Origin of the sequence: Paraburkholderia sp. HP33-1, assembly GCF_021390595.1 — a bacterium.
Lineage (GTDB): Bacteria > Pseudomonadota > Gammaproteobacteria > Burkholderiales > Burkholderiaceae > Paraburkholderia.
The window spans coordinates 1912312-1927629 of the sequence record NZ_JAJEJR010000001.1; the positions used below are offsets into that span (position 1 = coordinate 1912312).

The window sequence follows — 15318 nt, forward strand, 5'->3', positions numbered from 1 at the left end:
GGAAGTTGGTCTGGAATGTCGCGGATTATCGCGCGTCTGCGCGGGCAGCGGCGCTGTGTCACGGTGTGCGGTAACAGGTGCAAGGCACACTGTGGAGCGGCCGCGGCGCAATAGCTCGGCGCAAACGCCGGTGAGTCGCGAGCCGTTTCCCTTTCGTTTCGGTTGTAAGCGTTTGTCGCACAGGAACCGGATTGTAGGGATATCGTGTTACTAATAGCGGCGACGGGCGAACGCGGCAGCCGCGTCGCCGTGCGCCGCTATTCGCCGCTGACGCGAGGCGGCCCGCCCGCCGCGCGCCGGGTCTCAATACGAACAGACATCAGGAGTTTCGATGAAAAAAGCACTGGTTATGCTGGCTACGGCCGTTTCGATGGGCGGCGCGTTCGCCCAAACCGCCGCGCCGGCCGCGGCGCCGGACACCGCGGCCTCGGCCTCGGCGGCTAAAGCCGGCCACGAACGCAACGTCGAAGACCGCATCGCCTATCTGCACTCGCAACTGAAGATCACCCCTGCTCAGGAAGCGCAATGGAAGACGTTCGCCGACGTCATGCGCAGCAACGGCGAGACGATGAGCCAGCTGTTCCAGCAGCGCAAAGAGGCCACCAACGTGAGCGCGCTCGACGACATGAAACAGTACGCAATGATCGCGCAGGCGCATGCGGACGGCATGAAGAAGCTCGTCGATGCGTTCGATCCGCTGTATAGCAGCCTGTCGCCGGAGCAGAAGAAACTCGCCGACGCGACGTTCCACCGGGGCGGCCCCGAGGGTGGTCATCATCGCGGCCACCATGGCAACGGCGGCAAACCCGCGGCCGATGCCGCTAGCGACGCCACCGAGAAGCCGTAACGAAAGGACGCGCCCGCAGCAGAGATTGCCGCGTTGCGGGCGCGGTTCCGGTCGGACGTCATTGATTTCGGCCCCACCGCTCTTCCGCCTCTCAAAACGCCCCGCCCGCTCCATGCATCTGGCATGATTCGGGTGCGCGGTGTCTGGACCGGCTATCCGTCCCGGCGACTCGGCACACGATCGCCGCAACGCGACGAGCCTCACCGCAACGCCTCCCATCCCCCTAACTTCCCCCGCTTCATGACCGAACTCAGGAATCTCGATCTGCGTGACGATCCGCACGCTCAACGCGTCGTCAAGGACGAAACGGTAAGCGTCGAATTCGCCGCCGCCGAAGGCCAGTTGATGAGCCTCGAAGGCCCGAACCGCTATGTGCGCGGCGACGCGCTGATCACCGGCTCGACCGGCGACCGCTGGGTCGTGTCGCGCGAGCGTTTCGACCCGAAGTACGTGCCCGCCGATGCCGCGCTCGCGCACGGCGAAGCCGGTGCCTATCGCAACCGCCCGGCGGTCGTGCTGGCTCGCCGGATGGACGAGGCCTTCTCGCTCGCGCGCTCGGCCGGCGGCGGCGACGTGCTGAACGGCGCGGCCGGCGACTGGGTCATGCAGTACGCGCCCGGCGACTATGGCGTCGTGCAGGCCGCGCGCTTTGAGAAGGTCTATCGCCTCGCGGATTGAAACTGCTTCTACCCTACGTCACGCGAACTCGTCGCCGAGATCCACCGTGACTTCGCGCGGCACCGCCTCGCCGTTCGCGTACATTTCTTCGAGCGAGCCCAGGCTCGCTTCGACGTACGCGCGCAATACCGCGAAGCTGCGGCCACGCAGCCGCGCCGGCATCGCGCGATAACGCGCGAGCGCCGCCGGCGCGATCGCGACCGTCATCACGATACGGCGCGCGGTCGAACCGAAGCGCATCGCTACCCAGTGAATCGTCAGCGCGGGCGTGCCGTCGTCGGCCGCACGCTCGATGAACTGCGTCTGCTCGGGAAACAGATCGCTGATGACGCGCGCGAGCTCTTCGAACTCCGGATGCGCGCAGTCGTATTGGTAAGCTTCCATGAAGGCTGCCGGGAATTAAAGATCCTGAAACGTAGGCGCATTTTAGAGAAAGGCTCGAGGGATAGCGAGGCGCGTGGCTGCGGCCGCGCCCCCATCCGGTCACGCCGCGTCCGGCCGCCGGTAAATCCGTATCAGCAGCCCCACGACGAACACCGCCGCCACCGCATAGATCGTATCGACCGCCGCGAGCGGCAGAAGCCCCGCCTGCGTCATGGCGGCGGGCACGTCGATCAGCGCATGCGCCACGATCGCAACCGGCAGGATGGCGCGCGAGCCGGCGCGCACGCCGCGCCACATCAGCACCGACAGGCCGATCTGGAACACTAGCGCCGCGATGCGTTCGAGCGCGAAAATGCCGGCCAGTTGCGGCGTCAGGCTCGCGAGAATCAGATGCACGCGCATCACCGCTTCGGGCGGAAGATTGGCAAGGTAATCGCTGAGCCGGCCGCGGTTTTCGAGGACCGCGAACACGAGCCACTGCAACTGCACGAGCACGCCGACCATCCAAGCTTCCGCGCCGCCGTGGCCGAGGCCGTAGCTGAGCGCGGCGCCATCGTCGGTACGCAAGGCGGCGGTGCGCGGGTTGGCCGTCGTGCTGGCAACGGTGCTAGTGCCCGCGCTGGCATCAACGCCGGCGTTCGAGTCTGCGTTCGCCTTTCCGCGCACCGCCGGCCGCCGCGCCGCGCGCTTCACGAGCAGCCGCATCCCGACGAACCGCCCCACTTCCTCGCAGATGCCCGCGGCCAGCGCACCGTAGACAACGAACGCCAGCGGCTGTGAAAGGAACGCCGCCGTCGTCTCGTTGCCGCGCAGCAGATAGTCATTCAGCGCACGCTCGATCACCATTGCGAACAGCGCGAACACCGCGACACCCGCTATCGCGTCGCGCGGCCTGAGCGCGAGCGGCCGGCGCAACTGCCGGTAAATCAGAAACGGTAAGGCGGCGATGACGAGCGTGGCGAGCGCGAAGCTCGCCAGGGTAAGCGGTGCGACGACCATGAGTATCCTTGCGGGTGTTCCGTGCGATCCCCGGCGCGCAACCGCTGCGCGCCGCAACCCCGAATGATCGCAGATTGCCCGCGGATCGTTCGCAATCTCAGCGCGCCGTGGACGCACGCACGATCAGCTCACCGGGCAGCAGGCAGTCGCGCGCGCCCGTCTGCACGCCTTCGATGCGCTCGTGCAGGAATTCGACCGCACGATAACCGATGTCGTAGGTCGGCTGACGGATCGTCGTGATGCCGGCGAGTTCGGCCCAATCCGGGTCGTCGATAGAAAGCAGCGCGACGCGGGTCTGCCAGTGCTCGCCATAACGCGCTTTCAGATGCAGCGCGAGACGCAACGCGACCGGTGCGTTGGCCGCGAACAGCGCGACGCGTGGTGATGCGCCGGCGAGCCCGGCACCGTCCCCGCTCGATGCGTCGATCGCACGATCCAGCTCCGCGAGGCCACGCCCGAGCGCGTCCGCGTCGGCGAGATCGAGCACCAGCGTATGACCGCGCGCGCGGCCAGCATTGCGCATCGCGCGATCGAACGCTTCGACGCGCAGCTGCCGCGAGCTGACCTGCTCGAACGGCTGCACGACGAACCAGATGTGCTCGAAGCCCTGTTCGAGCAGATGCCGCGTGCCCAGTTCAGCGGCGGCGCCATTGTCGAGACCGACCATGTCGGCGACCAGTCCCTCCACCCGTCGATCGACCAGCACCGCCGGTATCCCGCTGCCGCCGACCGGCCGCAATGTCTCCTCGCGCACGCCGAGCGCGTTGACGATCACGCCTTCCACGCGATACGTCGTCAGCAACTGCAGATAGCGCCGCTCCATCTCGACTTCGTTCGCCGCGTGGCAGATCAGCGGCATCAGGCCGAGCGCGTGGCACGCGGCCTCGACGCCTTGCAGCACTTCGACAGAGTACGGATTGGTCAGGTCGGCGAGCAGCATGCCGATCAGCCGGTTGCGGCCGCGCTTCAGGCCGCGCGCCATCTGGTTCGGCTGATAGTCGAGCCGCGCGATCGCGGCCTCGATGCGCGCGCGCAGCTCGGGCGACAACACGCTCATCTCACCGTTCAGATAGCGCGAGATGCTGGTCTTGCCGGTACCGGCTTCGCGCGCGACATCGGTGATCGTCGCACGGCGCGTCGCCGGGGGTGACGTACCAGGTGGCGTGCTGGGCGGGGTCGTGCTCATTCGCTCATCGCTCGTGTCGGTAGAGAAGCGGCAGGTCGCGCGCTGCGCCGCGACTCACCTCGCCAGCACTTCACGATTGACGATGTTCGTCGTCAACGTGCCGTCAAGCGCGGCGACCAAATTCTCGGCCGCGTTGAGCGCCATCGCATGACGGGTCTCGTGCGTCGCCGAGCCGATATGCGGCAGCGCGACCACATTCGGCATCGAGAGCAACGGCGAGTCGGCCGGCAACGGTTCGGTGTCGAACACGTCAAGGCCCGCGCCGTGAATCGTACCGTTGCGCAAGGCCTCGATCAGCGCGGGTTCATCGACGGTCGCGCCGCGTGACGCGTTGATCAGGATCGCGCTCTTCTTCATCGCGCGCAGTTCGGCCGCGCCGATCAGATGCCGCGTCTCTCGGGTGAGCGGCACCTGCAGACAGACGAAATCGGCATGCGCGAGCAACTCGGCCAGTTCGACGCGCCGCGCGCCATACGCCTGTTCCGCTTGAGGATTCGCGCTGCGGTTCGTGTACAGCACCTTCATGTTGAAGCCGAGCGCCGCGCGGCGCGCGACCGCGCCGCCGATCCGCCCCAGGCCGACGATGCCGATCGTCTTGCCCTGCACGTCGAGCCCGAACTGCGCGGGCCCGATGCTCGTGCGCCACTGGCCCGCCTTGACCCAGTCGGCCAGCTCGACGACGCGCCGCGCCGACGCGAGGATCAGCGAGAACACGGTATCGGCGGTCGATTCGGTCAGCACGTCTGGCGTGTGCGTGAGCACGACGCCGCGGCGCGTGAGGTCGTCGACGTCGAACTGATCGTAGCCGACCGAGATGGTCGAGAGCGCCTTCAGCCGGCTCGCGCCTTCGAGCATCGCGGGCGTGATCGTCACGCTCGCGCCGATGCCGCCGTCGGCATCGCGCAGCGCCGCGACGAACGCATCATGCTGCGATGGATCGACCTGCACGACCTGCGCATGTTGTTGCAGATACGCGAGCACATCCTCGGGCAGTGACTTCCAGGCGACGATCTTCTTCATCAGCTCATTTTCCTTGCGACGGTGGGGCGAGCGGGGTCGCGTTGTTCGGTGCTGGCCGGCTTGACGGCGAGCGTCAGGATCACCGCGGCGACCAGCGCCACGCTCATGAATGCATACGATGCCGCGGGCGATCCGGTCGCGCCGTTCAGATAGCCGACCACGTACGAGCCGACGAACGAACCGAGCGCGCCCATGCTGTTGATCAGCGCCATCGCGCCGCCCGCGACGTTCTTCGGCAGCAGTTCCGGCACGATCGCGAAGAACGGCCCGTACGGCGCATACATGGCGGCGCCCGCGATTACGAGCAGCGCATACGAGACCCAGAAATGCGTCGAACCGAGCCCGTACGACGCCGCGAACGCGATCGCGCCGATCAGCAGGAACGGCCACACGAACACCTTGCGGCGGTTGAGTTTATCCGATGCCCACGAAGCTGCAAGCATCGCGATCGTCGCGGCCAGATACGGCAGCGCCGACAGCCAGCCGGTTTCGACCATGCCGAGCTGCGCGCCGTTCTTCAGGATCGACGGCAGCCACAGCACGAAGCCGTACACACCGATGCTCCAACAGAAATACTGCGCGCACAGCTTGATGACCGCGGGCGTGCGAAACGCCTCGCCGTAATTGCGCACCGGCTTGATCGCGGCCTGCTCGGCGCGCAGCGTCTGCGCGAGTGCGTCCTTTTCCTGCTGCGTGAGCCACGACACCTGCTCGGGCTTGTCCTTCACGAGGAACCACCAGCAGATCGCCCAGATGATCGCGGGCACGCCCTCGGCGATGAACATCTGCCGCCAGCCGAACGAATGCACGAGATAGCCTGACACGACCGACATCCACAGCACCGTGACCGGATTGCCGAGAATCAGGAACGTGTTCGCGCGCGAGCGCTCGCGCTTCGTAAACCAGTTGCTGATGAAGATCAGCATCGCCGGCATCACAGCGGCTTCGACGATGCCGAGCAAAAAGCGGATCGCCATCAGCGACGGGATGTTGCTGACCATCCCGGTCAGCGCCGCGCAGCCGCCCCACAGAACGAGGCTCCAGAACACGAGCTTCTTCACGCTGCGGCGCTCGGCGTAGATTGCGCCCGGAATCTGGAAGAAGAAATAGCCGAGAAAGAACAGCGCGCCGATCAACGACGCGAGCCCCTTGCTGATGCCGAGATCCTGGTTGATACCGGCCGCCGAGGCAAAGCCGAAATTTGCGCGATCGAGATACGCGAGGCTGTAGGTGATGAACACGATCGGCATGATCGTCCACCAGCGGCGAATCGCAAGCGATGAGGTCATGGAAGTCTCCCTGGACGGCGTCGTCCCGAATCAATGATGAAAAGTCAGGTCGCGCTCGCGACGCCCAGCGCCTCGGCCAGCTCGAGCGCGTCGAGTTCGGCGCGGCTCGGCAAACCTTCCGAATCGCCGATCACCTGGATCGCGAGCGCGCCGATCCGGTTGCCGCGCGCGACCGCCTGCGCGAGCGTGCGGCCTTCGAGCAGCGCGCTGATCACGCCGACCGCGAAGCCATCGCCCGCGCCGACCGTATCGACGACGTTCGCAACCGGCTGGCCTGCGATCGTCGCGGCGTCGGTCGCGGTACGGTAATACGCGCCGTGCGCGCCGAGCTTGACGATCACGCCGCGCGCGCCGCGCGCCAGGTAGAACTTCGCGATGTCCTCCGGCTGCGTGTAGCCGGTCAGAATCTCGCCCTCGCCGATGCCGGGCAGCACCCAGTCGGCCAGCGCGGCCAGCGCATTCACGCCTTCGACCATCGCCGCGCGCGACGGCCACAGCGTCGGGCGCAGATTCGGGTCGAACGAGATCGTCCTTCCTGCCGCGCGCATTTCGCGGGCCAGGTGGAACGCCAGCTCGCGCGAGCTCGCCGAGATCGCCGGCGCGACGCCAGTCAGATGCAGGTGACGCGCGGGCAGCACGTAATCGGCGACGTAGTCGTCGAGCGACAGATGGCTCGCCGCCGTTCCTTTGCGGAAGTACTCGACCGCCGGGTCGCTGCCGTCGTCATTCTTCGACTTCAGCTGGAAGCCGGTCGGATAGCGCGCATCCGTGCTCACGCAGCGCTGGTCGATGCTCTCTTTCGTCAGCGTGTCGCGCACGTACTGGCCGAACGAATCGTCGCCGACGCGGCTCATCCAGCCCACCCTGAAGCCAAGCCGCGAGAGGCCGATGGCGACGTTCAGGTCCGCGCCGGCGATGCGCTTCGTGAAGTGCCCGACGCCCGCAAGCGGGCCGGTTTCGGCGGCGACGAACATCGCCATGGCCTCGCCGTACGTGATCACGTCGAGGGCGGGGTACGGGTGGGTCATGCTGGGCTCCTGGTGGTGCATCTGATATGCCGCTTCGTGATGCTGTGTCGCGTGTCTACACGCGCGCGAGCCAGCTCACGCAACGCGCGGCATCCGCGTCGATCCGGCTCGCGTCGAACGGAAACTCGATGCCACGCGGCACGTTGCGCGGCAGGCGCTCGAGGACCACGCGGAATTGCGTGTCGCCCTCGGCCGGGGCGAGCGCAAAGCGCCGCGCGCCCTCGCCCGCCGTGGTCTTGCAGTGGATGTACTCGACGTGCGGCGCGAGCTGTGGGGCGATCTCTAGCGGCGCGACGTCGAGCCACGCCCAGTTGCCGATATCAAAGGTCATGCCGAGCACGTCCTTGTGGCCTTCGCGTGCGAGCGCGTCGAACAGCCCGACGAACTGCGCGGGCGAGCCGCCCTGCGCCAGTTGCCCGTTTTCGACGACGAGCCGCGGATGCGCGTCGGCCGCGCTGCCTGTCCCGCTCGCGACATGCGCAGCGATAGCCGCGCCGTCCGCCTCGCCAGCGAAGCCGCCGAGTTGCAGCTTGACGAAGCGCGCGCCGAGTGCGGCCGCTTCATCGAGCGCGAGACCCAGTGCGTCGGTATCGAGCTGGCCGTGCGTCGCGTACAGCGATGCCGGTGTCGAAAACACCGACCACAGGCCGAGATCGCCCAGCGCCGCGCCGAGCGCGCGCAGCCGTTGCGGTTCCGCGTCCGCGTGGCTCGCGAACAGTTCGCGGCGCACTTCGAAACCCGCCGCGCCGGCACGCTTTGCCGCCTGGGCCCATTTCAGATGGCCGTCGGCGCGCACCGCGTTCATACCGAACGCGCTGGCGACGATCACGATCTCCACTGCATCAGCCATGTTGAATTCGCTCATTTCTGTCGTAAAACTCGCGTTTGGAACCGGTTCCAAACGCGCTTCGAAAAAAAGCGCCGAGGCGCCGCGATGTGCGAATAGTGCGCGGGACAGCCATCACGCACCATAGAGGAAATCCCCAGGCGCGATTCAGCCGGCTTCGTCCGCGACACACATCGCCAGAAACTGCTCCACCACTCGCGACGGCGCGCTCGCATGCGGCACCAGAATCGACAATCGCCGCGTCAGCGGCTGCGGGCTCAGCGACAGCAGACGGAGCGCGCCGTCCTCGTGCCGCATCGACATCGCCGAAACGAAGCCGACGCCCATGCCGGCCCGCACTGCTTCCTTCACCCCTTCGACTCCCGCAATTTCGAGCGCGACGCGCATCGGCACGCCCGCGCGCGCGAATTCGCGCTCGACCGTCTGCCGCACGCCCGAGCCCTCCTCGCGCAGCACCAGCGGATAGGCGCCGAACGCGACCAGTTCGGCGCGCCCGCCGTTGTCCGCCTGCGCAAGCGGATGCGAGCGCGGCATGATCGCGACGATTTCGTCCTCGCGCCACGCATGGACGAGCGTGTCCGGCGGCAGATCGGCGCCGGCCGGGCCCTCGATCATCGCGATATCGACCGAGCCGAGCGCGCCGACGATCTCCGCCGTGTTGCCGTGGGAAGTATGGACGGTCACGTCCGGGAAACGGCGATGGAATTCGGCGATCAGGTACGGCAGCAGGTAGCTCGCCGGCGTCGTGCTCGCGCCGATCCGCAAGGTGCCCTGCTCGAGACCGCGCAGCGCGTCGCGATAGGCATGCGCCTGCCGCCACGTATCGCGCAGCCGCGCCGCATAGCTGGCGAGCTGCTCGCCCGCGGGCGTCAGCCGCACGCCGCGGCCATCACGCTGATACAGCGGCTCGCCGAACTCGTCCTGCAACTGCCTCAACTGGCCGGACACCGCCGGCTGCGACAGATGCAGCGCCACCGCGGCCCGGCTGATGTTGCGATGTTCGGCGACGGCAGCGAACGTTATAAGTTGATCCGGGGTCATCTCGATTAAGTATCCGTTGAGCCGATATTTCACATTCTAAATCATGATTTTTCATATCGATATATCTAATTTAGGATTAGCCCCGTTGCTGCCCATGCAGTCAGTCACGAAGTCAGGCATCCGATCATGTCCACACCCACCGTCCCGCTTACCGCCGCCTCTCCCGCGCTGTCCACCCGCGGGCAGCTCAACGGCGTGCTGTTCGTCGCGCTGTTCGCCGCCGCCGTCACGCGCATCGCGCAGATTCCGGCGATTGCCGGCCTCGGCCTGAGTCCGCTGATCGTCGGTATCGTCGCGGGCGCGATCTACGGCAACGCGCTGCGTGACGGCATGCCGGCCAGCTGGGCGGCCGGCGTCAACTTCTCCGCGCGCAAGCTGCTGCGTATCGCGGTCGCGTTCTTTGGACTGCGCGTGAGCCTCCAGGAAATCGCGCACGTCGGTCTGCCCGGTCTCGCGGAGTCGGTGCTGATCGTCGTCAGCACGCTCGTGATCGGCACCTGGGCCGGCATGAAAATCATGAAGCTCGATCGCGACACCGCGCTGCTGACAGCGGCCGGCAGCGCGATCTGCGGCGCGGCCGCGGTGCTCGCATTCGAATCGACGCTGCAATCCAAGCCGCACAAGAGTGCGATGGCCGTCGGCAGCGTCGTGCTGTTCGGTACGTTGTCGATGTTCCTGTACCCGGTGCTGTTCAAAGCGGGCTGGCTGCATCTCGATACGGTCGGCGCGGGCCTGTTCTTCGGCGGCACGATCCACGAGGTCGCGCAGGTGGTCGGCGCGGCGAGCAACGTGAGCCCGGAAGCGACGCACATCGCGACGATCGTCAAGATGACGCGCGTGATGCTGCTCGTGCCCGTGTTGCTGGTGGTCGGCCTGTGGGTGAACCGTGCGGCGCGCGGCTCCCAGAACGGCAGCGCGGACGGCGCGGCCCCGCGCAAGCTTGCGATCCCCTGGTTCGCGCTCGGCTTCCTCGCCTGCGTCGTGATCAACTCGATGCACGTGCTGCCGGAAAGCGCCACCTCGACGCTGAACCTGCTCGACACCTTCGTGCTGACGATGGCAATGACCGCACTCGGCATCGAAACGCGCATCTCGCAGATTCGCGAAGCGGGTCCGCGTGCGCTCACCACCGGCCTGATTCTGTACGTGTGGCTGATCGCCGGCGGTCTGGGCATCACATGGACCGTCCAGCACCTGTTCCGCTAAGCCGCCGCCGGCTTCCCCGCCTTGCCCGACACCCCGCCGCGCGCGGGGTTTTGCGCTTTCTGGCGCCCCATCCCGGCCGATCACACGGCATACTCGTTGCTGCGAACTTTGCTCCCAAAACCCGCCCGTGCGCGACGTCCGCTCGCAGCGATGAAACCGCGCTGGCGCGACGCGTCCGGGCGACCGGAATGAGGATCGATCGATGAGCCTGGAACTGTACTACTGGGATGGCCTGCAAGGCCGCGGTGAATTCGTGCGGCTCGCGCTGGAAGAAGCCGGTGTCGACTATGTCGAAGTCACGCGCGGCAAGGCTTCGAAGGGCCTTGGCACCAAAGCGATGATGGCGGTGATGCAAAGCCCCGACGAGCCGTATCCGCCGTTCGCGCCACCGTTCCTGAAAGACGGCGATCTGGTGATCTCCCAGACCGCCAACATCCTGTTCTATCTCGGCCCGCGGCTGAAACTCGCGCCCGCGATCGACAGCCTGCGCTACGTCGCAAACGCCCTGCAGCTAACGATCGCCGACGTCGTCACCGAAGCGCACGACACCCACCATCCGCTCGCGAGCGGCCGCTACTACGAGGATCAGAAAGACGCGGCGAAGGTGCGCGCGCACGATTTCATCGACCATCGGATTCCGAAGTTCATGTCGTACTTCGAGCGCGTGCTCGCCCAGAATCCGGCCGGCGACAGCTTCATGGTCGGCGACACACTGACCTACGTCGACCTGTCGATGTTCCAGCTGATCGACGGTCTGCTGTACGCGTTTCCGCGCGCGTTGAAGCGCTTTGGCGAGCACTATCCGCGGCTCGCCGCGCTGCACGACAACGTGATCGCCAGACCGAAGATCGCCGCGTATCTGGACTCGGACCGGCGCATCGGCCATAACGAAAGTTGCATCTTCCGGCACTACCCTGAACTCGACAAGGCGGCGACTTGAACCGCGCCGCCCGCCCCCGCCCGCCCGCTACCGCGCGCCCGCCATTCGAGGCGGGCGCGCGGCTGTCGTCGCGCGTTTTTTTCAACCCTCCTTCACGCCTCGAACCGTCGACGTGCTTTCATTCCTGCTGAAGCTGCGCACCCGCGCCCAACGCGTTTTCCGCCTCTCCGAAGCCCACACGATGCTGGTCTGGTCGGTCGTGGTCGGCATCGCCGGCGCGTTCGCGACCGTCGTGTTTCGCAGGTGCATCGAACTGTTGCAACTGGCGATGACCGGCCAGTCCGGCAGCTTCGTCGAACTGGCTCGCAGCCTGCCGTGGACCATGCGCATCTGGCTGCCGGCCGCCGGTGGCCTCGTCGCCGGCGTGTTTCTGTTGATCGCGCAGCGCCACGCCGACGCCAACAGGCACACCGACTACATGGAAGCCGTCGCGATCGGCGACGGCGTCGTGCCGGTGCGCCTGAGCCTGTGGCGCAGCGTGTCGTCGCTGTTCACGATCGCGAGCGGCGGCTCGATCGGCCGTGAAGGTCCGATGGTGCAGCTGGCGGCGCTCGCCTCGTCGCTGATCGGTCGCTGGGTCCACTTCGATCCGCCGCGGCTGCGCCTGCTCGTCGCATGCGGCGCGGCGGCCGGTATCACCTCCGCCTACAGCGCGCCGATCGCGGGCGCGTTTTTCGTCACCGAAATCGTGCTCGGCTCGATTGCGATGGAAAGCTTCGGGCCGGTGCTGGTCGCGGCCGTCGTCGCGAACATCACGATGCGCGAGTTCGCCGGCTACAAGCCGCCCTACGAGATGCCGGAGTTTCCGGCCGTGACCGGTCTCGAGGTGCTGTTGTTCGTCGCGCTCGGCGCCCTGTGCGGCGCGGCCGCGCCGCAGTTCCTGCGGCTGCTCGATGCGTCGAAGGCGGCCTTTCGCAAACTGCCCGTGCCGCTGCCGATGCGGCTGGCGCTCGGCGGTCTCGTGGTCGGCATCATCTCGGTCGCGGAGCCCGAGGTGTGGGGCAACGGCTATAGCGTCGTGAACTCGATCCTGCATTCGCCGTGGACATGGTCCGCGCTCGTGCTGGTGCTCGTCTGCAAGCTCGCGGCAACCGCGGCGACGGCCGGCTCCGGCGCGGTCGGCGGGGTGTTCACGCCGACGCTGTTCGTCGGCGCGGCGGTCGGCTCGCTGTTCGGCCAGGGCATGCACGCGTTGTGGCCGGATGCGACGTCGGCCGCCTACGCGTATGCGATGGTCGGCATGGGCGCGTTCCTCGCGGGCGCGACCCAGGCGCCGCTGATGGCGATCCTGATGATCTTCGAGATGACCTTGAGCTATCAGGTCGTGCTGCCGCTGATGCTGTCGTGCGTGGTCGCGTATTTCATCGCGCGTGCGATCGGCAAGACCTCGATGTACGAAATCACGCTGCGCCGCAATCGCGAGGAGCAGGAGCGCTCACGTCTGCGCGCGACGCAGATGCGCGAGCTGATCCGCCCCGCGCAGACGGTCGTGCCGCCGAACGCGACCGTGCACGACATGACGCGCGTGTTCCTCGAATATCCGGTCAAGTATCTGTATGTCGCAAACGACTCGGGCGCGTTTCTCGGCGTGGTCGCGCTGAAGGACATCACGTCCGACCTGCTCGAAGAGCGCGACACCTCGACGAAGACCGCTGCCGATTATCTGCAGCCGCATTTCGACGTGCTGACGCCGGACATGTCGCTCGGCGACGCTTTGCAGCACTTCATGGCGTTCCAGGGCGAACGCTTGCCGGTGATCGAAAGCACCGCGCACCCGAAGCTCGCCGGCGTCGTCTACAAGACGTCGCTGCTCGACGCGTACTTCCGCATGAATCCGTCGCGCTAGAACAGTCGCCCAAGGTCCGCGCACGAGCTCTTCGCGGGCGCAGTGCAAAGCCGTACGGATTCTCTACAATGGACAGAGTGCCGGCCGCTCATGCGGCCGGCACGCGTGAGGCCAGCATGGGCGCAGCAACAGCGAGCACCGTATCGTCGGAGCGAAGATGAGCGAACCGGACCCCGAGGCCGTACGCCGCGATCAGGCCGGCTGGATTTTCGTGCATATCGAAGGCGAGCCGTACGATCGCGGCGAGCAGCACGGCCAGTTGCTCGCCGACGAAATCAGGAACGCGATCCGCACCGCGCGCTATCTCGCGAAGTGGGACACCGGCGAGGAGTTCGACGTCTTCGTCAACGCCGCGACGAGCCAGTTCGCGAGCAAGCTCGACACCGAATTCGCCGACGAAATCCAGGGCATTGCCGACGGCGCGAAGCTGCCGTTCGCCGAAGTGCTTGCGTGGAACGGCTACATGGATCTGCTGCAAAGCTGGTGGCCGACGCACGCGGCGCAGCAGCAACCGCAGCTGGGCGCAAAACTGTGGCGCGGCCGGCGCGGCCATCATTGCAGTGCGTTCATCGCGTCCGGCAACGCAACGCGCGACGGCCGCATCGTGATGGCGCACAACTCGTGGGATCGCTACGCGGCGGGCGACGCGTTCAACGTCGTGTTCGACATCGTGCCGGACCGCGGCAACCGCATCCTGATGCAGGGCTTGCCGGGCTGCATCTCGAGCCTGACCGATTTCTGGGTCACGGCGGCCGGCCTGATGATCACCGAAACGACGATCTCGAGCTTCGCGGGCTACAACGCGGCCGGCGCGCCCGAGTTCTATCGCTCGCGGCGCGCGTCGCAATATGCGAACAGCATCAAGGAATGGTGCGACATGTTCTCGCTCGCGAACAACGGCGGCTACGCGAACAGCTGGCTGCTCGGCGACACGAAGACCGGCGAGATCGCGCGTTACGAACTCGGGCTGCACTACTCCGGCTTCGAGACCACGAAGAACGGTTTCTACAGTGGCTACAACACCGCGACGGATCTGAAGATCCGCAACCAGGAATGCATCGGCGAAGGCGAGGACTATACCGACGTGCGCAAGAACGGTGCGCGGCGTCTGCGCTTCATGCAGCTCGAGGAAATGCATCGCGGCAGGATCGACGTCGAACTCGCGAAGCAGATGATCGCCGATCATCACGACGTCTATCTCGATCGCAACGACAATCCGTGCTCGCGCACGATCTGCGGGCATCTGGAGCTCGACGACGCGCGCTTCGGCGGCACCGATCATGGGCCGTTCAATCCGTGGGGCGCGAACGACGGCAAAGTGGTCGACAGCGAAATGGCGCGTGAGATGGCGTTCACCGCGCGCTGGGGTCATCCATGCGGCCGGCCGTTCGACGCGCAGGCGTTCATGAAGCGGCATCCGCAGTGGAACTGGCTGAACGGCTATATGCGCGACCGCCCCTCGTGGCCATGGACGCGCTTCGACGTGCTGCGCTAACGCGTGTGGGCCGTTGGTGCCATCATGGAGCCTACGCAATATGGTGTTGCCGCAAATGGGCGCGCGTTGCAGAATTTGCCATCTAAGATGTAAAGAGCATGGGCCACACAGCGACACGCGGCCGGTAGCTTGCACCGTCCTTTCGACGCGGGACGGCTCAGGGTTTGCTCCATTGTCAGCGCCGCATGAGCTTTAGGAGGTCGGGCGATGAAAACCTCGACACTGTTGACCATGGTGACGCTGTCGGCCTCGTGCTTTGCCGCGCCGGTCCATACCGCCCCGGACAGCGCGGATTCCACCAGGTTTGACCAACGCGCGAACGCCGCGCCGGTCGCGCCGCCGGCCCCGGACGTCTCGAGCATCGACGAGAACCATCCGCAGCAATGGGACCATATTGCGCTGCCGAAGTCCCGGCATCTGGAGCGCAGCCTGACCGGGCAGAACGAGCATCTGACCACCTGAGGACGGGCGCTGCACCGCGCGGGACTGCGAGAGGCTCACTGCGACCAGCC

General features: G+C 66.5%; 15 protein-coding genes. 7 read left to right on the forward strand and 8 right to left on the reverse strand.

Features of this window, described 5'->3' with window-relative positions; all coding sequences use genetic code 11:
- The first annotated feature begins 331 nt into the window (after positions 1-331).
- Positions 332-847, forward strand: a complete 516-nt coding sequence (locus L0U81_RS08680) for a Spy/CpxP family protein refolding chaperone (protein WP_233801763.1) — start codon at positions 332-334, stop codon at positions 845-847.
- 240 nt (positions 848-1087) lie between these two features.
- The gene (locus tag L0U81_RS08685) at positions 1088-1525 is read left to right on the forward strand and encodes a PGDYG domain-containing protein (protein ID WP_233801765.1); all 438 of its coding nucleotides are present in this window, start codon (positions 1088-1090) and stop codon (positions 1523-1525) included.
- Positions 1526-1543: 18 nt separating this feature from the next.
- Here the strand turns inward: L0U81_RS08685 and L0U81_RS08690 are convergent, their stop codons facing one another.
- The 8 genes from L0U81_RS08690 to L0U81_RS08725 form a co-directional block, all read right to left on the reverse strand.
- The gene (locus L0U81_RS08690) at positions 1544-1909 is read right to left on the reverse strand and encodes a DUF3022 domain-containing protein (RefSeq protein ID WP_233801767.1); all 366 of its coding nucleotides are present in this window, start codon (positions 1907-1909) and stop codon (positions 1544-1546) included.
- A 99-nt stretch (positions 1910-2008) separates the two neighbouring features.
- On the reverse strand, positions 2009-2908 hold the full coding sequence (locus L0U81_RS08695; RefSeq protein ID WP_233801769.1) for a YhfC family intramembrane metalloprotease: 900 nt from the start codon (positions 2906-2908) through the stop codon (positions 2009-2011).
- A gap of 97 nt (positions 2909-3005) precedes the next feature.
- Positions 3006-4094, reverse strand: a complete 1089-nt coding sequence (locus L0U81_RS08700) for a LacI family DNA-binding transcriptional regulator (RefSeq protein ID WP_233801771.1) — start codon at positions 4092-4094, stop codon at positions 3006-3008.
- Positions 4095-4148: 54 nt separating this feature from the next.
- Positions 4149-5114: a 2-hydroxyacid dehydrogenase gene (locus L0U81_RS08705; RefSeq protein ID WP_233801773.1), complete on the reverse strand. Its 966-nt coding sequence runs from the start codon at positions 5112-5114 to the stop codon at positions 4149-4151.
- A complete protein-coding gene (locus L0U81_RS08710) occupies positions 5114-6403 on the reverse strand; it encodes an MFS transporter (protein ID WP_233801775.1) in 1290 nt (429 codons plus the stop codon). Before L0U81_RS08710 ends, L0U81_RS08705 begins: the two co-directional genes overlap by 1 nt.
- A gap of 44 nt (positions 6404-6447) precedes the next feature.
- Entirely contained in the window at positions 6448-7431 is a 984-nt protein-coding gene (locus L0U81_RS08715) for a sugar kinase (protein ID WP_233801777.1), read from the reverse strand.
- A 55-nt stretch (positions 7432-7486) separates the two neighbouring features.
- Positions 7487-8281 carry a sugar phosphate isomerase/epimerase family protein gene (locus L0U81_RS08720; RefSeq protein ID WP_233804270.1) on the reverse strand — a complete coding sequence of 265 codons (795 nt, stop codon included), beginning with the start codon at positions 8279-8281 and terminating at the stop codon, positions 7487-7489.
- A gap of 144 nt (positions 8282-8425) precedes the next feature.
- The gene (locus tag L0U81_RS08725) at positions 8426-9319 is read right to left on the reverse strand and encodes a LysR family transcriptional regulator (protein ID WP_233801779.1); all 894 of its coding nucleotides are present in this window, start codon (positions 9317-9319) and stop codon (positions 8426-8428) included.
- Between the two features lie 126 nt (positions 9320-9445).
- Here L0U81_RS08725 and L0U81_RS08730 point away from each other — a divergent pair, with 126 nt between their 5' ends.
- From L0U81_RS08730 to L0U81_RS08750, 5 genes are all read left to right on the forward strand, one after another.
- On the forward strand, positions 9446-10525 hold the full coding sequence (locus tag L0U81_RS08730) for a YeiH family protein (protein ID WP_233801781.1): 1080 nt from the start codon (positions 9446-9448) through the stop codon (positions 10523-10525).
- Positions 10526-10727: 202 nt separating this feature from the next.
- Positions 10728-11465 (forward strand): glutathione S-transferase, encoded by a 738-nt coding sequence (locus L0U81_RS08735; protein ID WP_233801783.1) that lies wholly within the window; start codon positions 10728-10730, stop codon positions 11463-11465.
- Between the two features lie 112 nt (positions 11466-11577).
- Complete coding sequence (locus L0U81_RS08740) at positions 11578-13311, forward strand: ClcB-like voltage-gated chloride channel protein (protein ID WP_233801785.1); 1734 nt, start codon at positions 11578-11580, stop codon at positions 13309-13311.
- 157 nt (positions 13312-13468) lie between these two features.
- Positions 13469-14806: a C45 family autoproteolytic acyltransferase/hydolase gene (locus L0U81_RS08745; RefSeq protein ID WP_233801787.1), complete on the forward strand. Its 1338-nt coding sequence runs from the start codon at positions 13469-13471 to the stop codon at positions 14804-14806.
- A gap of 207 nt (positions 14807-15013) precedes the next feature.
- A complete protein-coding gene (locus L0U81_RS08750) occupies positions 15014-15268 on the forward strand; it encodes a hypothetical protein (RefSeq protein ID WP_233801788.1) in 255 nt (84 codons plus the stop codon).
- The last annotated feature ends 50 nt before the right edge of the window (positions 15269-15318 follow it).